The 23,327-nt window shown below is 68.5% G+C and carries 23 protein-coding genes and 1 pseudogene; 16 read left to right on the top strand and 8 right to left on the bottom strand.

The features are described from left to right. Positions 1-268 precede the first annotated feature (268 nt). Entirely contained in the window at positions 269-2,623 is a 2,355-nt protein-coding gene (locus ACFT32_RS04285; RefSeq protein ID WP_382485671.1) for a SpoIIE family protein phosphatase, read from the top strand. A gap of 706 nt (positions 2,624-3,329) precedes the next feature. Here the strand turns inward: ACFT32_RS04285 and ACFT32_RS04280 are convergent. Then, the gene (locus ACFT32_RS04280; RefSeq protein WP_382485669.1) at positions 3,330-4,148 is read right to left on the bottom strand and encodes an IclR family transcriptional regulator; all 819 of its coding nucleotides are present in this window, start codon (positions 4,146-4,148) and stop codon (positions 3,330-3,332) included. Positions 4,149-4,341: 193 nt separating this feature from the next. Between ACFT32_RS04280 and ACFT32_RS04275 the strand changes: the two genes are divergently transcribed. Further along, the gene (locus ACFT32_RS04275) at positions 4,342-5,325 is read left to right on the top strand and encodes an amidohydrolase family protein (RefSeq protein ID WP_382485666.1); all 984 of its coding nucleotides are present in this window, start codon (positions 4,342-4,344) and stop codon (positions 5,323-5,325) included. 11 nt (positions 5,326-5,336) lie between these two features. Next, positions 5,337-6,965 carry a bifunctional 3-(3-hydroxy-phenyl)propionate/3-hydroxycinnamic acid hydroxylase gene (locus tag ACFT32_RS04270; RefSeq protein WP_382485663.1) on the top strand — a complete coding sequence of 543 codons (1,629 nt, stop codon included), beginning with the start codon at positions 5,337-5,339 and terminating at the stop codon, positions 6,963-6,965. A 72-nt stretch (positions 6,966-7,037) separates the two neighbouring features. Here ACFT32_RS04270 and ACFT32_RS04265 read toward each other — a convergent pair whose 3' ends face one another. Both ACFT32_RS04265 and ACFT32_RS04260 read right to left on the bottom strand, forming a co-directional pair. Next, the gene (locus ACFT32_RS04265) at positions 7,038-7,565 is read right to left on the bottom strand and encodes a cupin domain-containing protein (RefSeq protein ID WP_382485660.1); all 528 of its coding nucleotides are present in this window, start codon (positions 7,563-7,565) and stop codon (positions 7,038-7,040) included. 181 nt (positions 7,566-7,746) lie between these two features. Then, positions 7,747-8,712 (bottom strand): LysR family transcriptional regulator, encoded by a 966-nt coding sequence (locus tag ACFT32_RS04260; protein WP_382485657.1) that lies wholly within the window; start codon positions 8,710-8,712, stop codon positions 7,747-7,749. Between the two features lie 53 nt (positions 8,713-8,765). Here ACFT32_RS04260 and ACFT32_RS04255 point away from each other — a divergent pair, with 53 nt between their 5' ends. The 6 genes from ACFT32_RS04255 (at position 8,766) to ACFT32_RS04230 (ending at position 13,735) form a co-directional block, all read left to right on the top strand. Beyond that, positions 8,766-9,695 carry a fumarylacetoacetate hydrolase family protein gene (locus ACFT32_RS04255; RefSeq protein WP_382485654.1) on the top strand — a complete coding sequence of 310 codons (930 nt, stop codon included), beginning with the start codon at positions 8,766-8,768 and terminating at the stop codon, positions 9,693-9,695. After that, positions 9,692-9,886, top strand: coding sequence for a ferredoxin (locus ACFT32_RS04250; protein WP_382485651.1), 195 nt, complete (start codon positions 9,692-9,694; stop codon positions 9,884-9,886). The genes ACFT32_RS04255 and ACFT32_RS04250 overlap by 4 nt, the downstream gene beginning before the upstream one ends. 5 nt (positions 9,887-9,891) lie before the next feature. After that, on the top strand, positions 9,892-11,127 hold the full coding sequence (locus tag ACFT32_RS04245) for an NAD(P)/FAD-dependent oxidoreductase (protein ID WP_382485648.1): 1,236 nt from the start codon (positions 9,892-9,894) through the stop codon (positions 11,125-11,127). Positions 11,128-11,175: 48 nt separating this feature from the next. Next, complete coding sequence (locus tag ACFT32_RS04240; RefSeq protein WP_382485645.1) at positions 11,176-11,718, top strand: VOC family protein; 543 nt, start codon at positions 11,176-11,178, stop codon at positions 11,716-11,718. A 104-nt stretch (positions 11,719-11,822) separates the two neighbouring features. Then, on the top strand, positions 11,823-12,782 hold the full coding sequence (locus ACFT32_RS04235; protein ID WP_382485642.1) for an amidohydrolase family protein: 960 nt from the start codon (positions 11,823-11,825) through the stop codon (positions 12,780-12,782). Between the two features lie 101 nt (positions 12,783-12,883). Next, a complete protein-coding gene (locus ACFT32_RS04230; protein ID WP_382485639.1) occupies positions 12,884-13,735 on the top strand; it encodes an NAD-dependent epimerase/dehydratase family protein in 852 nt (283 codons plus the stop codon). On the opposite strand, the gene ACFT32_RS04225 is transcribed toward ACFT32_RS04230, so the two are convergent. Both ACFT32_RS04225 and ACFT32_RS04220 read right to left on the bottom strand, forming a co-directional pair. Next, positions 13,686-14,021, bottom strand: a complete 336-nt coding sequence (locus ACFT32_RS04225) for a hypothetical protein (protein ID WP_382487097.1) — start codon at positions 14,019-14,021, stop codon at positions 13,686-13,688. The two genes, ACFT32_RS04230 and ACFT32_RS04225, sit on opposite strands and share 50 nt — an antisense overlap. A gap of 206 nt (positions 14,022-14,227) precedes the next feature. Further along, a pseudogene (locus ACFT32_RS04220) lies at positions 14,228-14,660 on the bottom strand (hypothetical protein); the annotation flags it as partial. A 120-nt stretch (positions 14,661-14,780) separates the two neighbouring features. On the opposite strand from ACFT32_RS04220, the gene ACFT32_RS04215 reads away from it, so the two are divergent. Continuing rightward, positions 14,781-15,776 carry a fumarylacetoacetate hydrolase family protein gene (locus tag ACFT32_RS04215; RefSeq protein WP_382485636.1) on the top strand — a complete coding sequence of 332 codons (996 nt, stop codon included), beginning with the start codon at positions 14,781-14,783 and terminating at the stop codon, positions 15,774-15,776. A 71-nt stretch (positions 15,777-15,847) separates the two neighbouring features. Beyond that, a complete protein-coding gene (locus tag ACFT32_RS04210; RefSeq protein ID WP_382485633.1) occupies positions 15,848-15,982 on the top strand; it encodes a hypothetical protein in 135 nt (44 codons plus the stop codon). Between the two features lie 585 nt (positions 15,983-16,567). Here ACFT32_RS04210 and ACFT32_RS04205 read toward each other — a convergent pair. From ACFT32_RS04205 to ACFT32_RS04195, 3 genes are read right to left on the bottom strand one after another with little or no spacing between them, the layout of a single operon-like run. Further along, the gene (locus ACFT32_RS04205; protein WP_382485630.1) at positions 16,568-16,936 is read right to left on the bottom strand and encodes an antibiotic biosynthesis monooxygenase family protein; all 369 of its coding nucleotides are present in this window, start codon (positions 16,934-16,936) and stop codon (positions 16,568-16,570) included. A gap of 15 nt (positions 16,937-16,951) precedes the next feature. Continuing rightward, a complete protein-coding gene (locus ACFT32_RS04200) occupies positions 16,952-17,914 on the bottom strand; it encodes a TAXI family TRAP transporter solute-binding subunit (protein WP_382485627.1) in 963 nt (320 codons plus the stop codon). Further along, positions 17,907-18,188 carry a nickel-binding protein gene (locus ACFT32_RS04195; RefSeq protein WP_382485624.1) on the bottom strand — a complete coding sequence of 94 codons (282 nt, stop codon included), beginning with the start codon at positions 18,186-18,188 and terminating at the stop codon, positions 17,907-17,909. The genes ACFT32_RS04200 and ACFT32_RS04195 overlap by 8 nt, the downstream gene beginning before the upstream one ends. Positions 18,189-18,301: 113 nt before the next feature. Between ACFT32_RS04195 and ACFT32_RS04190 the strand changes: the two genes are divergently transcribed. From ACFT32_RS04190 to ACFT32_RS04170, 5 genes are all read left to right on the top strand, one after another. Then, positions 18,302-19,102 carry an IclR family transcriptional regulator gene (locus tag ACFT32_RS04190; protein WP_382485621.1) on the top strand — a complete coding sequence of 267 codons (801 nt, stop codon included), beginning with the start codon at positions 18,302-18,304 and terminating at the stop codon, positions 19,100-19,102. Between the two features lie 222 nt (positions 19,103-19,324). Then, positions 19,325-20,068 (top strand): hypothetical protein, encoded by a 744-nt coding sequence (locus ACFT32_RS04185; protein ID WP_382485618.1) that lies wholly within the window; start codon positions 19,325-19,327, stop codon positions 20,066-20,068. Further along, positions 20,065-20,607 (top strand): hypothetical protein, encoded by a 543-nt coding sequence (locus ACFT32_RS04180; RefSeq protein ID WP_382485616.1) that lies wholly within the window; start codon positions 20,065-20,067, stop codon positions 20,605-20,607. Before ACFT32_RS04185 ends, ACFT32_RS04180 begins: the two co-directional genes overlap by 4 nt. 124 nt (positions 20,608-20,731) lie before the next feature. Beyond that, complete coding sequence (locus tag ACFT32_RS04175) at positions 20,732-21,871, top strand: NAD(P)-dependent alcohol dehydrogenase (protein ID WP_382485614.1); 1,140 nt, start codon at positions 20,732-20,734, stop codon at positions 21,869-21,871. Next, the gene (locus tag ACFT32_RS04170) at positions 21,868-23,301 is read left to right on the top strand and encodes an aldehyde dehydrogenase family protein (RefSeq protein WP_382485612.1); all 1,434 of its coding nucleotides are present in this window, start codon (positions 21,868-21,870) and stop codon (positions 23,299-23,301) included. The genes ACFT32_RS04175 and ACFT32_RS04170 overlap by 4 nt, the downstream gene beginning before the upstream one ends. Positions 23,302-23,327: the final 26 nt, after the last annotated feature.

Below are 23,327 nucleotides of genomic sequence, written 5' to 3'. Positions count from 1 at the left end.
CGCCGCAAGCTGGTCGGCTCACTCGCCGACACCGGCACCTCGCACTGGGCACGCTTCTAAGTGGCCAGGTCAGGCGTGTGCGCTCATGGTCCTGGGGAACGGCTAGCCGTCAGCGGAGCCGTGGAACTTCGGACAGTGCGTGGTTGATCGGTGACGGGAGGTGGTCGCGACCTGCGAGCGCCTGCCGTAGCGGTATTTCTTGCTTTACCGTCTAATTCCAGTAATTCTGGATTTTGCTCGGCTCTTCGCTCAAAAGCGTGGGAAGGTCATGGACAGACGCGGTCGGCAGACCGACCTCTTCCTCGGGCTGACCGGTGCTTCGGACGAGTCTCTCGCTGTCGCTGTGGTGGACTACGAAGGGCGCGTCAGGTACTGGAGCCGCGGGGCGGAGGCGCTGCTCGGGTACACCCCGGGAGAGGTCGTCGACAGACCCCTGGCTGATCTGGTCGTCGACGAGCACACGCTGCGGCATCGTGACGGTCATGTCATGACCCTGGCCTTTCGCCTGTGCCCGTTGGAAGAAACCGGTCCGGAGACCGGAATTCTGCTCGCAGTCCAGGAACCGACAGAGCGGGTCACCTCAGCTGACGACCTGTTCGTGCGGTCGCTTTTCGATCAGCAGCCCGCCGTCCTCGTGATCTTCGACCTTGAGGGCCGGATTCTCTCTGTCAACAACCGCGCGCTCCGGATGGCGGGGCGTGGCGAAGCCGGTCAGATGCGGGGTCGGCGCACGACTGAGGTGCTTCACGGACCCGTGTTCGAAGAGATCGAGCTACGTGTCCTGAGGGTTGCCCGCACCGGGACGCCGGAGTCCCTGGAGAACTTCGTCAGGCTTCCCGGCGAGACGCGCGCACACGCCTGGGCGGTAGATCTCTTCCCGCTCAAGGACGAGGCCGGCCGCACCCGGGCGGTCGGGCTCGCCGCCTACGACTATTCAGAACAGTACGGCTCCCGGGAGCGGCTCGCCCTTCTCGGCGAGGCTCGGGCCCGTATCGGCGGCAGCCTGGACGTCACGGGAACGGCTGAGGAGCTCGTCGCGGTCGCCGTCCCGCGCTTCGCGGACCACGCCGCCGTCGAACTCCTGGAGCCGGTGTTCCGGGGAGAGCTGTCGTCACCGGATGCCGCCGCTCCTGCGGCCCTCAGGAGTGCGGCCTCTCAGTGGGCACCGCAGGCGCAGTCACCGGCCCGGTCCGGGCTCGACGGCAGCGAGGCACGGACACCGCCGCTCGCGTGGTCGTCGGCTGTCGAACAGTGTCTCACCGAGGGGCGGGCAGTCCTCTCCGAAATAGCCGGCGGCGAGGCCGGGTCCACCCTCGTGGCCGTCCCCATTCGTGCCCGAGGCGCATCGCTGGGCGCCGTGCTGTTCGTCAGGCGCACGGGGTCACGTGCCCCGTTCGGACCGGACGACTTGGTCGTGGCCGAGGATCTCGTCGCCCGTGTCGCCATCTGCCTCGACAACGCGCGCCGATACACCCGGGAACGAACTGTGGCTCTCACCCTGCAGCGCGCCATGCTGCCCCCGAGTGCGCCGGAACATCCGGCGGCCGAGACGGCCACCCGCTACCTGCCTGCCGAGGGCGGCTCGGAGGTCGGCGGAGACTGGTTCGATGTGATCCCCTTGCCCGGGGCGCGGCTCGGCCTCGTGGTCGGTGACGTCGTGGGGCACGGCATCCATGCCGCGGCGACGATGGGACGGCTCCGGACAGCGGTGAGAACCCTCGCCGACATCGACCTGTCGCCGGACGAACTCCTCACCCACCTGGATGACATCGTGACCCACGGCTTGGGCGAGCTGGACGACGACGCCATGAGCGAAGTCCCGGGCGATTTCTGCGCTACGTGCCTCTACGCCGTTTACGATCCGGTCTCCGGGACGTGCTGCGCGGCTCGGGCGGGACACCCGCCACCGGTGCTGGTTCTTCCCGACGGCACCAGCCAGGCCTTCGACCTGCCTCTCGGGCCGCCCTTGGGCCTCGGCAGTCTGCCCTTCGAAGCCGCCGAGATCGCCACACCCCCCGGAAGCCTGCTGGCTCTGTTCACGGACGGACTCATCACAGCGCGGGACCGAGACCCTGATCCCGCCCTCGCCGAGTTGCGTCACCTCCTTGCCCAGCCCGTCTCGTCGCTGGACATGCTCAGCGACAGAGTCGTGGACGCCATGTGTTCCGGCCGGCGCACCGACGACGTGGCTCTGCTCCTGGTGCGGCCACGCATGCTCGACGAGAGCCAGGTCGCCGACTGGGATGTGGCGTCCCAGCCCGCAGCGGTGGCGGAGGTCCGCCGGCAGGTGTCGGACCGGCTTGCCGCTTGGGGCCTGGAGGAGACCGGGTTCGTGACCGAACTCGTGGTCAGCGAGTTGGTGACCAACGCGATCAGGTACGCCGCCGGGCCGATTCGGCTACGGCTCATCCGAGAGCGCAGCCTGGTGTGCGAGGTGTCCGACGGAAGCAGCACAGCTCCCCACCTGCGTCGCGCCCGGGACTTCGACGAGGGCGGTCGCGGCCTCTTTCTCGTCGCCCAGTTCACTCAGCGCTGGGGTACTCGCTACACCGGAAACGGCAAGACGATCTGGGCGGAACAGACGCTCGACCAGGCACGTTCCCGACGGCCAACAGCACCATGACGTGGATGCGGCCTGGGCGTCGTGCCGCGGTATCCCGGCACTCCCGTACGGGCGCACCGTAGTGAGGATCCGGAAGCGGACCTGCGTCGAGGGGGGGGCGACGCGGCGCTCCTGCGCACCCTGCCGGCCCCGGGAGCCGGACTGGAGGTTCGGGCGCTGTGCCAGGAGGGGCGCCTGGTCGCGGTACTGGGCCGCCCCACCCTGCGTGAAGCCATCTACCAGCTGATCCACGAAGGACTCCTGGAGCAGCAGCCCTACCACGGAGTCGTCGTCATGGCGATCGACGAGAAGTTCATCACCGACACCGCCGCCGTCCGCGTCGCCCTGGAGGCACTCGCGGCACGAGCCCTGGTCGACGCCCCCGACGGATCAGGGAGGACGATGCTGCGGACTGCGGACCGCATGGGACGAGTACCGCGCCGCGTATCGCGCACAGGACGCCGCGCGCCTCCACCAAGCCCATGTCGCCCAGCACCTCACCATCTGGGACGCGTTCGGCAACGTCATGCTCAAGCGGATCTGGCCGACTGTCGAGGCGCAGATCAACCTCCACGCGGTCGAGTGCCGACGAGCTGATCGAAATGATCGCGGATCGACAACGCGCCGACGGAGACGCCGAGTCCTGAACCATCCGCCGGGGACGGCCGAAAGCCGCCCAGTGGTGTTGGTTCGGCACGGGTTCCGCCTGGTGGCGCTTTCCGACGTGCTATGACAGATGTCCCAGCTCCTGCGAGGCCGCCCTCACGGCATTGTGCAGCTCGTCCGTCACCTCGGTCAGATGGTCCGGCGTGCCGGCGCTCTCCGGCAGCACGACGGACACGGCAAGCGGCAGCGGGTCGTTGGCCGCGAAGACGGGCGCCGCGATCGAGATGATGCCGGGGACGACACCACCGTGCGTGACGGCGTGCCCGTCCCGGCGGATCCTCGCGCAGACGTCCACCACCCGATCGCTGGTCCAGTCCGTGTCCTTCCGGGCGAGCTCAACTGCCAGAGCTTCGGCCGTGAGGCTTTCGGGGAGATGAGTCAGGAAGACCTGGCCCACGGAGGACGCGAGCAGCGGCAGAGTGGCCCCGACCCTGACGGTGAGCGGCAGGGGCCGGGTGCCGTACGCCCAGCTCACCACGAGGGGCCCCTGGTCGCCCCAGACCGATAGGTTCACGGAGTGGCCGGTGCGATCCCGCAACCGCGTCGCATGGCTGCCCGCGATGGCCACCTCGTTCGTGCGGCGCAGTGACTCCGCACCCAGGCGCCGCATCGCGGGACCGAAGTCGTACAGACCTGACGACGGATCCTGCGAGGTCAGGCCGATACGGCCGAGGCTGACGAGGTAGCGGTGCACCTTGCTGGGTTGCATGCCACTCGCCTGCGCGACGGCCGACAGGCTCAGGGCGCCCCCACCGCTCTCCAGTGCCAGCAGCACGCGCATGGCGGTCTCGACCGACTGGATGCCGTTGCGCCCGGCACCGTCGGACGCCGGGGCCCGAGAGTCGCCGTTCGCGTTCCGTGTCGGGTCGGTTGACGTCACTCCACAAGCCTCTCCGTGCTGGTGAACGGGTCCGTGAAGCTTATCGGGAGCGCGCGGGGGTGCAGCATCGTTCCCTCGCTGTGAATTACGTATTGCGTAACGCATTACGTTCTGGTGAACTGCCTTCGATGACTGCTGTCGCCACTTCCAGGCGCGCACGGTGGCGCGCCCGCAGATCGAGGAGAACTCCGCAATGAAACTGATAGCCCTCGAAGAACACTTCGTGACCCCTGCTCTCGTGGGCCACGGCGCGTCCTCGGCGTCGATCGCCGAGCCACACGTCTGGGCGGAGGCGTCCCGGAGGCTTCTCGACCTGACCGAGGAGCGACTGGAGGGGATGGACGCCGCAGGCCTCGACATGCAGGTCCTCTCCCTCAATTCGCCCGGCATCCAGGCCGAGACGGATCCGGCGGCGGCCGTTCGACAGGCGACCACGGTCAACGACTTCCTGGCTGGCGTGATCGCCAACCACCCCGACCGGTTCTCCGGCTTCGCGGCCCTGCCCCTGCAACACCCCAAGGCGGCGGCCGACGAACTGGAACGCGCGGTGACTCAACTCGGCCTGCGCGGGGCCCTCGTCAATGCCCACACACAGGGCAGGTACCTGGACGACCCGCTCCTGCGCGTTGTCTGGGAGCGCGCCGAGCACCTGGATGTGCCCCTCTACCTGCACCCGGCCAACGGCGTCGACACCGCCCACGTCTTCTCCGGCCACCCCGAACTGGTCGGCCCGATGTGGAGTTGGGGCATCGACACGGCCACTCATGTCCTGCGTCTGGTCTTCGGTGGCGTCTTCGACGACTTCCCCAACGCCAAACTGCTGCTGGGGCACATGGGGGAGGGGCTGCCGTTCGCGCTCTGGCGGATGGATTCCCGGTGGGGCTTCCACGCCCACCACGGTATCGAACTGAAGCGCGGCAACCCCTCCGAGTACCTCCGCCACAACCTCTACGTCACCACGAGCGGCGTCTGCTCAGCTCCGCCCTTGCTCGCCGCGCTGCTTTCGCTCGGCGCCGACCACATTCTCTTCGGTACCGACTACCCCTTCGAAGACATGGGCACGGCCACGGAGTTCCTGCGCAACGCGCCGATCAGCGAAGCGGATCGGACCAAGATCGGCCACCGCAATGCCGAGCTGCTCCTCGGCCTTGCCTCGAATGCGCCCGTCCAGGCCTGAGCGGAGGCGCCATGACCGGACAGAAGAGCACCGCCCGACGTCTCCCGGCGCAGGGGCGGCCGACACCGCACCGCTACGACGTCGCCGTCATCGGATACGGACCCGTGGGCATGACCACTGCCGCGCTGCTGGGGCAGGCCGGCCACGACGTCGTCGTACTGGAGCGTTACCCGTCGCTCTACAACCTGCCGCGCGCGGCCACCTTCGACGACGAGACGATGCGCACCTTCGACCGCCTCGGCATCGCCCGCGAACTGCTGCCGAAGCTGCACGTCCAGACGAGCTATGAGTGGCGCAACGGCGCGGGTGAGCTCCTCATCGAGCACGAGTTCGCGGCCATCGGCGGGCAGGGCTGGGCAGAGTGGCACATGATGTACCAGCCCGATCTGGAGGACGCGCTGGACGGTGTGGTCCGCGGCATGCCGAACGTCGAAGTCCGGATGAGTTCCCAGGCCACGGGCCTGCGGATCACCCCGCAGGGTGTGGACGTCGAGGTCGAGGGAGAGGACACAGCCGTCTCGGCCCGGTATGTGGTGGCGTGCGACGGCGGCAACAGCTTCACCCGCTGGCAGTTGGACGTCGCCCTGGACGACTATGGGTTCTCGGAACCCTGGATGGTCTGCGACTTCCGCCTGAGCGGCCCCGTGGGTGTGCCCAAGGCCCGCCAGGTCTGTGATCCGGCACAGCCCGTATCGGTGATCTCTCTCGGGCCTCGTCACCACAGATTCAGCTTCATGCTCGACTCCGTGGAGGACTTCGCGGTCGAGAGCGTGCCGGAGCGGGTGTGGGCACGGGTGGCGGGATATCTCGGCCAGGACCAGGCCGATCTCATCCGTGTCGCCACCTACACGTTCCGCTCGCTGGTGGCCCGGCAATGGAGAGTCGGCCCCGTACTGCTCGCCGGGGACGCCGCCCATCAGATGCCACCCTTCCTCGGGCAGGGCATGTGTTCAGGCATTCGGGATGCGCAGAACCTCGCCTTCAAGCTCGACGCCGTGCTGCGGGGTGCCCACGAAGCGCTGCTCGACACGTACCAGAGTGAACGTGAGTCGCACGTACGGGCTGTCATCGCCAAGGGTGTCGAACTCGGCGGAGTCCAGACCACGCGTGACCCTGTCGTCGCCGCGGCGCGCGACGCTCGTCTGATCGCCCAGCGCCGGGCCGGCGGGCGTCCCGAGAAGATGCGCTTCCCCGGGCTCGGTCCCGGGCTGCGTGACGGGGACTCACCGGCTGGACAGCTGATGCCCCACGGGCGGGTCGCAAGGGACGGCCTGGAAGGTCTTTTCGACACCGTGCTGGAACACGGATTCGTCCTGCTCCTCGACGGCCGTGACGGCTCGTCACTGAACAGCGGGGATCTTCGACATGCCAACGCACTGGGAGTGCCTGTGCATCATCTCGTCACCGGGCAGGCCCGGTCAGGCGAAGTGGCGGACCTGGACGACGTGTACGGCACCTGGTTCGACGAGAACCGTTGTGCGGCTGTGTTGTGGCGCCCCGACTTCTACATCTTCGGCACGGCGGACTCGACAGAAGGCGTCTCGGCGCTCCTGCAAAGGCTCGCATCGGTGATCCAGCCGACGCCGCCGGCCGTTGCGGAGGCTTCTGCGGCGGCCGTCGGCAAGACAATTCGGCCGTGAACCCGCCCGCCACTGCCACAGGCCGCTTCAACAACCCCTCCCCCGAAGGGGTTGTCGTCCTTCTTCGATTTATCAGCGACCTGCCGCGAAATCACCGCCCAGCGGGGTGAGCTGCTCGATGTCGTAGCGGCGTCGCAGCTCGACGATCTCCTCGATGCTGGGCGGTGTGCTCTGCCGGAGCAGCGCGGTGAGTTCCTCGAAGTAGTTCTCGTGTCCGGACGGAGCGGACTGGAAGAGCATCGTGGCCGGCTTGTCGGTGGGGTTGGCGAAGGCATGTGGGCAGCCGGCCGGAACGAACATCAACGCTCCGGGTCCGCCTCGCATAAAGCGCTGACCGGACTTGGACTCCCAGACGTGCCAGTCCCCCTCGGCCCGGTCGAGCGGCTCGAAGGCCAGTAGCTCCAGCTCCCCTTCGACGACGTAGAAGAGCTCCTCGCCCTGGGTGTGCACATGCGCGCCCACGTCGTACCGAGGGGGGACCACGACCTCGAACGTCGAGGTCAGTGCCCCTGCACCGCCCGGGACCTTCAGTGTCGCCTGCAGCCCGCCGCCCGATATCAGCCTGCCGGCACCGGGTTCCAGCATTGCTCCCGTCGACATGATCACTCTCCTTCTGCCCCGGCCGCGACTGACCGGAATCGCCCCTGGTGGGGCGTCGACTTCTTCGTCCTCGGGGAGTGTCCGGCCATGCCGCGGGCCACGTCCAACAGACATCGCATGCGGGCTGACAGCCGCTGGCTGTCACGAATGATCCGACCGCGGCGCGGGCGGCGCCATGGAGTCAGGGGCGCTCGTCGGCGGGCAGCCACCAGTCCGTCTTCGGTGGTACCAGCCAGCCGTGTTCGTCGGCGATCTCGTGGATCGCCGTCACGGCCCGCCGCAGCGCAAGCGAGGTGCGTCCTGACCGCCAGATGACAGAAAAAGGGTACAAGGGCACAGGGGCGATCACGGGTCTGACCACGACACCCTCCGGAACGGGTGCCTCCAGCGGGCCGAAGGACGGAGCCTGGTAGGCCAGCACCGCCGCGTTGGCGGCCCCGCGGCCATGGCCGTGCAGTCGCCAGCCGAACGTCAAGCCGAATGCGGCGGCCAGTTCCACATTCCAGGCCTCCCATTCGGTCGCTTCCTCCGCTGTGTGCAACACCAGGGGGTACCCGGCCAACTCGTCCATCGGCACCCGAGCCCGCTTGACCAGTGGATGTCCGTCGGGCAGTACGACACCCACGGGTTCCCAGCGCACCAACTCGTGCCGCAGATTTGAGGGGAGCGGCCTCCCCGTCCCGTGCACCCGTCCGAACGCCAGGTCCACGCGGCCTTCGGCCACGCCGGTCAACGTCGCCGCGAATCCCTGCCCCTGAATGACTTCCAGCGTCACATCGGTGAGTCGCGGGCGCAGCTCCTTGGCGACGATGCCCGACGTGAGGCCCTCCGTGATCACATCGAGGCGCAGGGAGGGGGCGCTTTCGCAGAGTTCCGTCAGCAGATCCTGGGACTCGGCCAGCAGCGCCCGTCCTCGACGGACGAACAGTTCCCCCTGGGGTGTGAGTTCCACATGACGCCGGTCCCGCACGAACAGGGCGACACCGAGTCGGGTCTCCAGGCTGCTGATCTGCGCGGACAGCGTCTGCTGGGCGATCATGAGGCGATCGGCGGCGCGGGCGAAGTGCAGCTCGTCGGCAAGGACGACCGCGTAGCGCACCAATCGCAGGTCGAGGTCCACAGTGCCGTAACAGTAGATGGCTGTCATCGGTCGTTCAAGAGTGTTGGACGCCGGCTCGGCGGCGGCCGTCGAATAGGGCCATGGCCGCACATGACAACCACGGGCCGGCATGGTCGCTGGTCACCGTCGAGGCCCCGGGACGGGGTACCTTCTGCGCCGCGCTGAGCGAGGACAGTCTGTGGGAGGTGCCCGAGCTTCGGGCATACCCCGGGGTGTTCGAGGCCTTGCAGGACTGGGACGCGCTGGCACCGAGACTGCGCTCGTACGAGCCTCTCCTGTCCGCCCCTGTGGTCGGAGTGCGGATCCTGGCGCCTGTCACCTACCCGCGGTCCGTCCTCTGCTCGGGTTCGAACTACCGTGACCATCTGGCGGAGATGTCGGGCGACGGCTCACCGGAAATCAGCCCGTTCTTCTTCCTCAAGCCCCCCACCACCAGTGTGATCGGCCCCGATGACGCCATCGTGATCGAGGACGACGAGGCCCAGAAGGTGGACTGGGAAGCTGAACTCGGTGTGGTGATCGGCCGGGCCGGGCGTGACATCACGCCGGACCGGGCAGACGCCCACATCGCGGGTTACACCATCGTCAACGACGTCTCGGCACGCGGGCCGCACTTTCGAACCGATGCCTTCCACGACGCGTTCGCCTGGGACTGGCTGGCCTCCAAGGGGCAGGACACCTTCTGTCCCACCGGGCCTGGTGTCACCCCTCAGTGGCTGGTGCCGGACCCACACGACCTTCCCATCCTCCTGACCGTCAACGGCAGTCAGGAACAGGTGAGCAGCACCAAGGAGATGATCCAGAGCGTGCATGAGCTGGTCGCGGCCGCGAGCGCTCTGGTCACGCTCCAGCCGGGCGACCTGGTTGCCACCGGCACCCCCGCGGGTGTCGGCATGCCACGCGGCAAGTTCCTGCGGCCGGGCGACCAGGTCGAGATCACCATCGGCAACCTGGGCCGGCTCCGCAACCCGGTCGTTGCCCGCCACAGTGCGCAAGGAGAACCCTCATGAAAGTACACGTCGACCACGAGGCCTGCCAGGTCAGTGGCCTGTGCACGGGCCTCGCCCCCGAGGTCTTCGAACTCGACGAGCAAGGTGACCTCGTCATACTCGACGAGACGCCGCCGCCCGACCAGCACGACGACGTGCAGGAGGCCGTACGCAGCTGTCCGCTGCAGGCCCTGTTCGTCACGGACGACTGAGTTCCATGGCTCGGGAACATCTGCGCCACGTCAGTGTCGTCGGCGCCTCCGCCGCCGGCCTGAGCGCGGCCCACGGACTGCGCAGGCGCGGCTTCGAGGGGCCGATCACAGTCTTCGGCGACGAGCCGGAGGCGGCCTGTCAGCGACCCGCGCTGTCCAAGCGCTTCCTGACCGCCGGTGACCTTCAGCCGGACGACATCCGGATGCGCGCGGCAACCGAAGACGTACGGGTCGAGCTCGGGGTGCGGGCCACGGGTCTCGATCTTGCGAAGCGGTGCCTGCTCCTGACGGACAAGGACAGCGGTCGCCACTACACCCACTCGGTGGACGGTCTCGTCATCGCCACCGGAGCGGCCCCGCGCACCCTGCCCATGCGAACACCGCCCGGGGTCCACGTACTGCGCACGGTCGCCGATGCCGTCGCCTTCCGGGCGGAACTGGTACACGAACCCCGCGTGGTCATCGTCGGGGCCGGCTTCGTGGGCAGTGAGGTCGCCTCCTCCTGCCGCAGCCTCGGCCTGGACGTCACGCTGGTCGAGGCCGCCGCCACACCGATGGAACGGGTCCTCGGCCCGGAAGTGGGCGAGGCCCTGGTCGGCCTGCACCGCGATCACGGCACCCGGCTGCACCTGGGCGCTGGGGTGGCCGGATTCACCGGGGACGACCGGGTCACCGGCGTACGCCTGGCCGGTGGTGAGGTGGTGCCGGCCGATGTCGTGATGGTGGGTGTCGGTGCCCGGCCGGCCACGGACTGGCTGCACGGCAGCGGACTCCCGGTGGAGGACGGGGTGCTGTGCGGGGCGGACCTGGCTGTCGCCGACCGGATCGTGGCAGCCGGGGACGTGGCACGGTGGCCCCATCACAGTGACGGCACTCTGGTCCGTGTCGAACACTGGGAGAACGCCCTGCGCCAGGCTGATGCCGCCGCCGCCACGTTGCTGGCGGCCGGCGGGCAGGCCGCGGCATTCGCCGAGACCACCATGTTCTGGTCCGACCAGTACGACTGCAAGCTTCAGCTGATCGGCCACCCGCGCCCCGGCGACCTGGTGACCGTGGCCGAGGGCGATCTGACGCAGCGTCGCTGCGCCGTCGTCTACAGCCGGTCGGGCCGGACGACCGGCGCCTTGCTGGTCGGCAGCCCCCATCGGCTGCGTGCCTACCGGGAGGCCGTCAGGTCCGCCGCGCCTGTGGGCGGCGCCCGTCCGGCACCTGACGATCCGGCCCTGTCCAACGCGTCCTGAGTTCTCCCCCGATTTCCCCTTCGACCCTTCCCAAGGAGTGACGTCCCCATGCCCGGTATCACCCACCGCTCCACCAAGCCGCCGCTGCTGAAGACGCGTTTCCTGTCCCACGGCACCCTCGAGTGCCGGGACATCGCGACCACCCGCCGTTTCTACGAAGAGGTGCTCGGTCTCGAAGTCGTGCAGCAGGCGCCGATGTCCCTGTTCATCCGCCTGGGCAGCGACCACTGCTACGCGGTCGTCGAGACCCAGGGCAGCGTCCAGGAGATGCCTCTGATGAACCACAACGGCATCGATCTGGCCAGCGAGGAGGAAGTGCGGCAGGCGCACGAGGCGCTCAAGGCGGTCAAGGACGAGTACGGGATCAAGAAGCTCACCAAGCCGGTCAACCAGCACGGCACGTTCTCGTTCTACCTCCAGGACCTGGATGGCAACTGGTGGGAGATCTGCCACCTGCCGCAGGGGGGCTACGCCTATCGCTTCGACTATCCCGGGGTGGATCTGACCGGCCGGGACGACCTGTCCCAGGACGAGATCAAGACCATCTACCAGCGACCGCTCGACCTCCTGCCGCCCGAGGCCGCGCTCTAGCCGGACGTCTGGTCCCGGTGCGGTCGTCCACCCGGCCGGCGCCCCCCATACCCCCCCACATCCCCCCAACCTCACCCCCTCGTCGAACCACCTCGGAGGACACCATGCGCGTCGTCGCCATCGAAGAGCACTACTCGACCCCCGAACTGCTCCAGGCCACAGGAGTGGACTTTTCCTGGATGGCGGACAACCCGCACGACCGGCTGATCGACACGGCTGATGCCCGACTCGCGGACATGGACGCGGCCGGCGTCGACGTCCAGGTGCTGTCCGCCTCCGGTCCGGGCGTGCAGGTGCTGCCCGCGGACACGGCGATCCCCATGGCGCGCACGCTGAACACGAGCCTGCACGACTCCGTCGTGGCCCGTCACCCGGACCGGTTCGCCGCGTTCGCGACCCTCCCCATGGGCGATCCCGCCGCGGCTGTCGCCGAACTCGAGCACACGGTCACCCAGTTGGGCTTCGTTGGAGCGCTGGTCAACGGGACGACCGGCGGCCGGTTCCTCGACCACCCGGACTTCGACCCGCTCCTGGAGACCGCCGCCCGTCTGGGCGTCCCGCTCTACCTGCATCCCGGGGTGCCTCCGAAGGCCGTGCTGGGTGCCTACTACTCCGACCTGCCGCATCCGCTGGGTCTCCTGCTGGCCACCACCGGCTACGGCTGGCACTACGAGACCTCACTGCACGCTCTGCGTCTCGTCGTGACGGGTGCATTCGATCGCCATCCCGGGCTGAAGGTCGTCCTCGGGCACCTGGGTGAGGGCCTGCCCTTCCACCTCGACCGGATCGAGGACACGGTGACTCCTCTCGCCGGAAATCTCGCCAAGCCCGTCAGTGCCTACTTCCGCGAGAACTTCTGGGTCACGACGAGCGCGTACTTCTTCGACGGCCCGCTCCAGCTGACCCGGGAGGCCTTCGGCGACGACCGTGTGATCTTCTCCGTCGACTACCCGTTCTCCGACAACAAGCGCGGCACCGACTGGCTCCAGAACCTCGCTCTCGAACCCGGTGTCCGGGCACGCATCGCCCACGCGAACGCCGACGAGCTCCTCGGCCTGGGCTGAGCCAGGAGGACAGGACGGCCGGCATGCCGAGGGACGCATGCCCTGTGAATATGTGCTATTCATCATGATTTCGCCCATATGAAGATCGAAAGGGGCATCCCATGTCGAAATCCACCGGTCCCATCGTCGTGACCGGAGCCAACAGCCGCACCGGACTCGATCTGCTGTCGAGCCTGGCCGAGCAGGACGTGGAGGTCGTGGCGTTCGTCCGCACCGCGCAGGACCTGCCCGCCCACGAGGTCGTCGACGACTGGACGCGGTCGCAGCGGGCCGTCGACGTCCTGGCGAAGGCGTCGGCGGTGGTCCACCTCTGCGGGATGTTCGCGGCTGCCGACTGGGAGACCTACGAAGCCAGCATGGTCGCCACCACCCGCCAGGTGATGGAGTCGGTCAATCCCGCCGCGCGCCTCGTCTACGTGTCCTACGTCGGCGCGGACCCCACGCACGAGAACTGGTACGTCAGGGCCAAAGGCCAGGCCGAAGAGCTGATACGGATCGCCGGCGACCACGTGATCTTCCGTATTCACGCGGTCGTCGGCGGGCGTGAGGCGCCGGCCCCGTTCGAGCTGTTGTTCCGCCAGCAGGCGCCGGGCGCCCCGGTGCGCGTCATCGGGGACGGCACTCAGCGCTTCCGGCCCACCCACTCCGCGGACGTTCTCGACGCGCTGACCCGGGCTGCTCTGGGGCGCGGTGTGGCCGGCACCTACGAGCTGGTCGGCCCGAGCGAGTTCGCGGTCGCGGACCTGCCCGAGCTGATCAACGGGCATCGCGTGCCGGTCGAGCGCATGCCCCTGCAGCGGCCCGCCTCCGTACCGGGGCCGCCCCACACCGTCGCCGACCTGATGGCGCACCCCATGGCCCCGACCGATGCCGACACCGTCACCAAGGCCTTCGGGCTCACCCTCACGCGTCCTGAGGCGCACTGGCCGATCGTCGAGCCCTCAGGTCCCTGACGGCCGCCGTTCGGACGAGGGATCCGGCGTCCCGCTCGGCCAGCGCGCGTTCGCGGCGGACTCGTACCGTCTCCGCCATTTGGGTGTCGCGCAGGCAGCTCTCCAGCAGCGCGGCGGTGGCGGTGAGGTCCTGGCCGCACAACTGGTCGCGCACCCAGGAACGGAAAACCTCCTTGCGCTCACGTGCGGCCCGGGCGAGTTCGCTGCCGCGGGCCGTGCAGGAGATCTCCACGCGGCGACGGTCGTCGCTGGAGGTTTCGCGGCGCAGGAGTCCGGAGGCGACCATGCGGTCGACCAGCCGCTCGGGTGACCGCCCTCGGCGATCAGCAGAGTGCCCAACTCGCCCAGGGAGAGCGGACCGTACCGGTCGAGCAGCTGCAGCGCCTCGGCCTGGCTCGCGGTGATCTCCAGCGGCTTGAGCAGTTCGTTGATCCGGCGGTCCGATTCGCGGGTCAGGGCCTTGAGCAGCAGCCCGAACTCCTTGATGGCATCCATAGCGATGCGGTGGGTGCCGGCCACCAGGAACGGCAGCACCTGGAAACTGTCCACAGAGATCCCGACGTTCGGCTCGATCCCCAGCAACCCGAGCTGGTGGACGGATGGGGCGTCGTAGACACGCTGATACGTCACCCACGGGAGCCGTGCCAGTCGTCCAGGGGAGACGGTCGCCGACCTCGGTGTTGTCCTCGGCGAAGAACCCGCTGATGATCCCGTGCGGCATGAGCACGCCGTCGACGGCGCTCAGCACGGTCGCGGCGGAGGCGACGATGTCGGCCGGTGTCTGGGTGAACCGCAGCCGCACCCGCGGTGCCTCCTGACGGAGCGCGCGGACGAGCGCCCCCCCCCCCCCGCGGGTGACGTTGCGTTCCTCCAGCAGGGCGCGGAGCGCGACGAGGAGGTTGAGGTCGAGCTTGGCGAGGCTCATCGGGGCCCCGGACCCTGAGGGGTATTGGTTTCATCAATAAAGCACATACCAAGAATCTATTTCCCTGATTATTGATTGCCGGGCCAGATTAGATACATGGCAGAGCAGGAAGAGACACACATGAATGCTGTGACCACGCTGGCGCCCTTCGCCGGTTCCTTCGCCCTCGGCACGTTGTCCGTCCCGGACCGGGAGTCTTTCCCCGGGCTTGTGATCCCTGCGGGGCGGGTGCTGAACCTCCGCATCGCACTCGACGAGCCGGCCCTGACGACCCGTGCACTCTTTGAACGCTGGGACGCGGTGCTGCCCCGGCTGAAGGCTCTCGCGGGCGACACCTCGGGTGAGTGGCTCTCGCTGGAAGGGCTGCGCGTGCATGCCCCTGTGGAGCCTGTCCAGGTCTTCCAGGCCGGTGGCAACTACCGGCAGCACGCGATCGAGATGGAGATCATCTACCGTCCGGCCGATGACAAGCGCACCGTCGAGGAGGCGCGAGCCGACCTCGAAAGGGAGATGGACAGGCGGTCGGTGGAGGAGCAGCCCTACGTCTTCATCGGTCTGCCCGGCGCCATCACCGGCCCGTACGACGACGTCGTCATTCCCGCCTGGGCCAGGAAGCCGGACTGGGAACTGGAGTTGGCGGCCGTCATCGGGCGGCCGGCCTATCAGCTGTCCGTCGACGAGGCCTTGGAATGCGTTGCCGGATACACGATCGCCAACGACCTCACGGACCGTGCCAGTATTTTCCGCAAGGACATCCCCGCGATGGGCACGGACTGGCTGCGCTGCAAGAACGCGCCCGGCTTCACTCCGCTGGGGCCGTGGATCGTGCCCTCCGAGGCGATCGCCGATCCCCAGGATGTGCGCCTCACGTTGAAGGTCAACGGCGACACCATGCAGGACGAGTCGACCAAGGACATGATCTTCAGTATCGCGCAGGTCGTGTCGTACGTCTCCCAGACCGCCCGGCTGCTCCCCGGTGACCTCGTTCTGACGGGCAGCCCGACCGGCAACGGCGTGCTGCGGGGCATCCTGCTGCGCGACGGCGACGTCATGGAGTCGACCATCGGCGGACTCGGGGTCCAGCGCACCCGTTGTGTCACGGAGCGCAGTTCGTGATCAGGCGCCCTGGAGCAACGCCTCGTCGGCGTCGGTGACGCGGCGGGCGACGCACCTCATCCACACCAGGGATGCGGCCACGCCTCCCCTCTCCTGAAACGGCGCTGCCGGAGACGGCCGCCCACCTGTCTCCGGACGTCACCCAGTCGCTCTTCTCGCGCGTCCGGCTGCTCGGGGTCCGCGCTCGTCACGGCGCACTGCGCTGAGCTGGGGTGGAGGAGGGGCTCTTCGACGAGGGCACGGTGTTGTCGCACCGCAATGACCTCGGCGAGGACGACGTCGACGTCATGGCCCGCACGGGCATCGCTGTGGTCACCACGCCCAGCACGGAAGGCGGGAAGGGCCTCGGCTCGTTCGCCGCGCGCAGACTCGTCGAGCGCGGCGGGGCGGCCGGTGTCGAGCGCGCGGGCGGTCGGGCTCCAGGGCGAGTGGGCACGCTAGCGGCCGGGAAGGCGGCCGACATCGCCGTGATCTCCCCGGACCCGGTCCGAGCCCGTCCCGGTGACCACGCTGATCTTTTACACCGGACCCAGCGCCGTCCACACCGTGCTCGTCGACGGCGAGTTCCGCAAGCGTGCGGGTGAACTCCTCGGCGTCGACACCGCCGGGGTTACGCCGATCTTCCGGATGAGGTGGTCGCGGGGGCTTGGCGAGGGGTGTTCCGACTATCTGCCACGGGCCGTCCCCGCGCGAATCCTGACGCGTCGCGGGGCGCTCGCAGGAGCGCAGAGTCACCGTTGGCTCTGCGCTCCTGTCGTACGACGGACCTCACCTCACGCGCGTGGGGTCGTTCACGCGACGCAGACGCCCTCCACGGCGACCTTCTGGAAGACGTGAGGGTAGGAGACCGAACCGTCGGGATAGTGGGAGCGGGCCTTCTGGAACTCCTCCGTCGCGAAGGCCGCCCGGAGCTGCGCGACCGATTCCCAGACGGCCACGTTCACCAGTACCCGGCTTCCGGCGGTACCGCGGTGCAGTTGGGCGGAAATGTATCCGGGCTGCCTCTGGAAGTACCGGGCATCCCACGTCCATGCCTCGACGACCTCGTCGACCTTGCCGTCGGGGGCCGTGAAGGTGTTGATCAGGACGATGGGGCCTTCCTCTCCCTGGAGCTGCTGTGGGTAGGGAGTGGACTCGTCGAGATGGGCAAGCTGGATCATGATCTCTGCTCCTCGTCACTTCCAGATCGGGGCGCCGTCGGCCAGTTCGCTGTCCCCCAGTTCCTCGTACACGCGCGCCGAAGCCGGATGCAGCGGCAGTGGGGCTCGCGCCATGTCGGAGGGAACGAGCGGGTACGTGACCGGTGAGTGGTCGGCCGGCAGATGGGCGTATTGCGCCTCCAGGGCACGGCGCGTCATCACCATGCACCAGGTGGCCAGGGCGGCCACGTCGTCCTCCATGTCCTCCCGGCACAGCACCGCGAAGTCGGAGAAGTCGAGCGTGCGCAGATGGTCGGTCAGTCCGGGAAGGTATCCGGCCTCCACCACCGCGTCCGGCCAGCCGTCGGCCGCGAAGGCGTGCAGGACCTCATCCCCCCAGGGCAGGTACTTGACCGGTCGAACGCGCTCGATGCGTTGCCACGCGGGAGTCATCACCGCCTCGTGGATGAGGACGTTCGCCTCGCCCGCCGCGAAGCGGGCCACCGCCGGGAACGGTCGTTCGTCGTAGCGGAAGGTGAGCTTGTCGGGGTCGACTCCGGCCAGGCGCAGCGCCTTGTGCGCGGCGAAGCCGATGAGGTTGACGCCGTCGTCCGGCGAGGTCGCGATTGTCAACCGGTCCGCGATGCCGGCGAGATCAGCCACCGTGTTCACCGGTAGGGCCGCGTCGACCGCGACGACCAGCCGGTCGCGCTGGCCGACCACCCCCAGCGCGGCGAGCCCCTTCGTGTCGCCGGCGCGGTGCAGCATCTGCACCGCGGCCGTCGGAGTGACGAGGGCGATGTCGGCCTCCCCGCCGCGCAGCGCCTCGATTTGGTCCATGCCTCCACGGCCGGACCAGACGGCGAAGCGGGAACCTTCGGGGACACGATCGCCGATCTCCTGGGCGAGCCAGCCGCAGATCCGGTGGAGGTTGGCCTGGCCCCAGTCTCCTCGGAAGTGGAGCGTGATCGGGCGATCGACAACGGGTGCCTCAGACACGGTCTGCCTGCGCAACCATCTCGGCCAGCTCCGCGGAGTTCTGGGTGAAGTCGATCTCGTGGATGGCGTCGAAGGGGAAGCCGATGCGTTCGAACTCCTCCTCGACGGCCTTGGCGTTCTCGGCCTCGTAGACGGAGACGATGAACCCGGTCCCGGTGTTCACGTACAGCTGCCGGAAGGTCGCGTGCACCTGCTGGGCGACTTCCGGTGCGTTCCCCGCGATCTCTTCCACAGCGAGGCCCGGGGCCTGGTGGAGGCTCAGGAACAGAGGCATGGCAGGACTCCCTCGTCGTAGCTATGTGTCATGATACAGAACACTGTCCCGTTTGTTGGAACGTAACCGCAAGGGGTGCGGAGACTGGAAATCCCTGCGCTACTGTGCTCTGCGTGGATCAGAACCCGGGGACCAACAGCGAAGAGCCCAGTTCCGCCGACCGTCCGGCCGGATTGATCGGGGCTGTCGACAACGTGTTGCGGCTCCTGCGCATGTTCGAGGACCACGAGATGATCCGGGTCAATCAGGTGGCTCGCGACATGGGGCTGTCACGCTCGACGGTCCACCGCATGCTGGCCACGCTCAGCCACCATCACTTCGTGGCGCAGGACGAGTTCTCCCGGGCCTACAAGCCGGGGCCCGCGCTCGTCGACATCGGTCTGTCGGTCGTGGCGAACATGGACATCCGGACGCTCGCCCACGGTGCCCTCGTTCGACTGCGCGATGAGACCGACGAAACCGTACACCTCGCGACCCTCCGCGGGGCGGAGGTGCTCTACGTCGACAGCGTCGAAAGCAATCAGGTCGTACGCACCGGCAGTCGCACCGGCTGGACACTGCCCGCCCACGCGACCGCGGCCGGGAAGGCCCTCCTCGCCGAGCTGGGAGAGGAGGAGTTCGTGGTCCGTTATCCCTCGGAGGATCTCCAGGCCCCCACCTCGCGCGCGCCCCAGACCCGCGATGAACTCCGTAAGCAGCTCACCGAGGTCCGACGCCGCGGCTACGCGATCAACAACGCCGAGAGCGAAGCCGACGTGAGCGCGGTTGCCGTGGTCATCCGTGACAAGCGTGGGCGTGCTCGTGCGGCCATAGCGACTACGGCACCCCAGTCCCGAGTCGACGACGAGTGGATCGCCGTCGCGGCGGCTGCCACCGCGCGCATCGCGCAGGAACTCGGCGAGCGAATCGACTGACGCCCCCCGGCATCGACCGACGGCCGCCCCGGAGATTTCCGGGGCGGCCGTCGTCGTCTGCGCATCCTGAGTGACCTGCGCTTTTTGATCTCGCTGCGCTAGGGGCGGAACCTCCGGGCGGACACTTTTCTTGTCGCTCGATGCTTGCCATGTTACCGATTTCGGTATCAGAATAGCGATCGCTGTTCCGTATCGTGATACATCATCGTGAGAGGGGTTGCCATGAGCGAGCCCAACACCGAGACGTTGCTGCTGGAGGAGACGAGTCGGATCCCTCCGCCGAACCCGAACCACGAACCACTCAAGGTCAACGTGTACCAGCGTATGGCTCAGGCCGCGGCGCAACTGGTGCCGCTGTTCCCCTACGACCATGCCGGCGCCATCGTGCCGTGCGGCAACGTCCTCATCGGCGGCCCGGAGACGGAGTACGGGCACTTCTTCCATTGGAACACCGTCAACGAAGTCGTCGTCGTCTACGGAGCGCACCAGTCCATGCTGGCGACCGGGCAGATCATGGCGACCCAGAACCTGCATGGTGTCAACTCCTACCTCCGCGACCAGAAGGAGGAGGGTGCCTACGCCGTCATCGTGGTCACCCAGCACCAGTCGGAGGAGGGTGACCAGTCGGAGGCACTGATCGCCCGCTGTCAGAACTGCAAGGCGGAGATCGTGCGGCACGAGTACGACGCCACACCGTTCGGGCTGCCCGGCTACGACGCCGCACGGTACGGCAGCGCCGACGACCCGGTCCATCAGTTCGCCACGACGGTCGGCTCGGCGACGTTCGCCGACATCCGCAACACCGACGAAGGGCGCACCTGCAAGGAGTGCGGCCACGTCAACACGCCGTTCCCGGGCGCACGGTGGGGCTGGGCCCGCCAGGTCGCCCAGACGACCGCGGTGAACGCCGCCTACCACGCGCTGCGGAAATCAGCGCAGCCCGCACTCGAGGAGGCCGGCCGATGACGAACCGACGACGGATGCTCCACGCGCTCAAGGTCGCGTCAGAGCTGGGCAGTTACGCCGACGCGGCCGTGCTGCCGGCGGACACGGATCCCCAGCTCTACTTGTCGCACAACGAGTTGCCCCAGCCGTTCCATCTGATCTGTGAGAAGGACACGGTTCTGAGTCAGCTGTCCGGCAGCAGCGACGTGCATCTGAGGGACAGTTCGGTGAACCGGTTCCGGATGTCCATCGGCGATCACGTCTACATCCCCGCCGGCACCCCGCACCAGATCGTCCCCGTCGAGGCGGGAGCTGTGATCCGGTACATGGCCCTGAAGGCCGGACGCCAGGGCGCGGTTTGGTACTGCCCGGAGTGCCGCACGGAGCTGCACCGCTACGAGTGGGAGCACGACAACGAGGTGTCGCCCTCCCAGTTCTACGCGGCCGCGTGCGCGCGTTTCTCGGCCGACGAGACCGTCCGTACCTGCGGTTCGTGCAAGGCCGTGCACCCGCAGGTTGACCTCGCCGCGTTCGGCTGGTCGAGTCCGGTCCCTGCCTAAGGGCCCGCGCCGACGGGCGTCGACGTGTGTGGGTCGCCGCAGGGAGCGGCGACCCTCCGGACCCGCGCTCCACCTTCACCCTTCGGTTTCCGTACAGGGTTTCCGTACAGAGAGAAGAGTTCCCTTGCCCACACCGACAACGGCCGCCGTGGCGCGGGTCGGAGAGGACACGTTCCACTGGGAACGCGTCGTGCTCGACGACCCCCGTGCCGACGAGGTCCTGGTGCGACTCGTCGCCACCGGGCTGTGCCACACCGACCTCTCCGTTCTCGCCGGGCGCCTGCCCACCCCGCTGCCCGCGGTCCTCGGTCACGAGGGAGCCGGTGTGGTGGAGGCCGTCGGCGCCGACGTCGTCGGCGTCAGCCCCGGAGACAAGGTCGTCCTCTCGTTCAACTCCTGCGGCCGGTGCGACAGTTGCCGAACCGGCGCGCCCACACGGTGCGGGACGTTCTTCCCGCTGAACTTCGGCGCCGCACGTCCGGACGGCTCCACGCCCGTCCACACCGAGGACGGGACACCGCTCGGCGGCCTGTTCTTCGGCCAGTCGTCCATGGCGCGGCACGCGCTGGTGTCGGCGCAGAGCGTCGTACGCGTCGACGCCGCCGACGAGGAGGAACTGGCCCTGCTCGCGCCCGTCGGCTGCGGCATCCAGACCGGAGTCGGCGCAGTCCTGAACCTGCTGCGCCCCAACCCGGGTGAGACGGTCGCGGTGTTCGGCGCCGGCGCCGTCGGACTCTCCGCCGTCATGGCCGCGCGGCTGAGCGGCGCCGGGGACATCGTCGTCGCGGATGTCGTCCCCTCCCGCCTCGCCCTGGCCACCGAACTGGGCGCCACCCACACCATCGACAGCGGAAGCGAGGACCTCGGCAAGTGCCTCGCCGAGATCTCGGGTGGTGTGGGAGTCGACTACGTCGTCGAGACGACTGGCGCACCACCGCTCCTGGAGCTGGCGGCCACCGCCATCAAGACATACGGAACCGTCGCCGTGATCGGCGCACCCGCGGCCGGCAGCCGTGCTTCGTTCGACATCAACGCGCTCATCGACGGCCGTACGATCCGCGGTGTGACCGAGGGCGGTAGCGACCGCATCACCTTCATCCCCGCGCTGGTCCGCCTCGTACGCCAAGGCAGGCTCCCATACGAGAAGTTCGTGCGGTTCTACGCGCCGGACGAGCTCGACAAAGCCGTGGCGGAAGCCCGCTCCGGCCGCACGATCAAGCCGGTGATCCGCTTCGGCGACATACCGAAGGGCACGCGGTCATGACTTTCCTGTACGCACGCAATCTCGTCGACGGCACATGGTGCGACGGTCATGCGATCGGCGAGTCGCGCGATCCCGCGACCGGCCAGGTCATCGGCACGTTCGCCGACGCGGGCGAAGTGACCGCGAGGGCGGCGATCGACGCGGCGCGCCGGGCCTTCGCGGGCACCGGCTGGGCGCGCGACCGTCAGCTGCGGGCACGGGCGCTGCTGGAGATGGCGGACCGGATGGAGCAACGCCGCGACGAGCTGGTGGCTCTGCTCTCCCGTGAGAACGGGAAGAAGCTCGCCGACGCCGCCATGGAGATCGACTCGACCATTCCCAAACTCCGCTACAACGCCGCGCTCGCCCTCACGGACACCGGCCGCGCGGCCGAACTGGCCTCCGGCTCCTATTCCATGACGCTCCATCAGCCGATCGGCGTGGCTGCGGTGATCGTGCCGTGGAACTCCCCGGTGATCCTCGCCGTGCGCTCCTTCGCTCCGGCGCTCGCGGCCGGCTGCACCGTGGCCATGAAGATGCCCGCGCAGACCGCGCTCACCAACGGGCTGCTCTACGAGATCATCGCGGAGACCGCCTCGTTGCCGCCCGGGGTGCTGAACGCCTTCACCGAGTCCGGGAACTCGGGCGCGCCGCTGCTGGTGTCGGACCCTGGCACGGACGTGATCAGCTACACCGGCTCCACTGCCGTCGGACGGCTGATCATGGCGGAGGCCGCCTGTCACCTCAAGCCCTGCTCGCTCGAACTCGGCGGCAAGTCCCCGATGATCGTGTTCGACGACGCGGACCTCGATGCCGTGGTTCCCGTACTCACGGCGGCTGTCACCACCTTCGCAGGACAGTTCTGTATGGCGGGTAGCCGCATCCTCGCCCAGGAGGGCATCGCCGACGAGCTTCGGGATCGCATGACGGCCGCGCTGAAGCAGGTCGTGGTCGGCGCCGGCGACGACCCGGACACCGGCATGGGGCCCGTCATCGACCGCGAAGAGGCCCTGCGCATCGATGCGTTGGTCGCCGACGCGGCGTCCTACGGCAAGATCCTGGTACGTGGCGGACTCGCCGACCCGAACGGTGAGGCCGCGTTCGTGCGCCCGAGCCTCGTCGAGGTCGACGATGTGTCGGCGCCCCTGGTACAGCGCGAGGTATTCGGCCCGGTGGCCACCTTCGAGGTCTTCGCCGACGAGGCCGAGGCGATCGCCCGCGCCAACGCGACGGAGTACGGCCTCGCGGCCTCGGTCTGGACGCGTGACGTGGACCGTCCGCTGCGTGTGGCCCGTGAGATCGACGCGGGAACCGTGTGGACCAACGGCTGGGGCGTCATCCGGGACCAGATGGAGGAGGGCGGCTTCAAGCAGAGCGGGGTCGGGCGCCTCAACGGACCTCGGGCGCTGGCCGAGTTCCAGGAAGTCAAGCACGTGGTGCACAGCGTGTGACCTCGGGGAGCGCCTCGCACGACTGT

Source organism: Streptomyces sp. NPDC057002, assembly GCF_042673825.1.
Taxonomy (GTDB): Bacteria; Actinomycetota; Actinomycetes; order Streptomycetales; family Streptomycetaceae; genus Streptomyces.
This window is presented reverse-complemented; position numbering and strand designations above follow the sequence as displayed.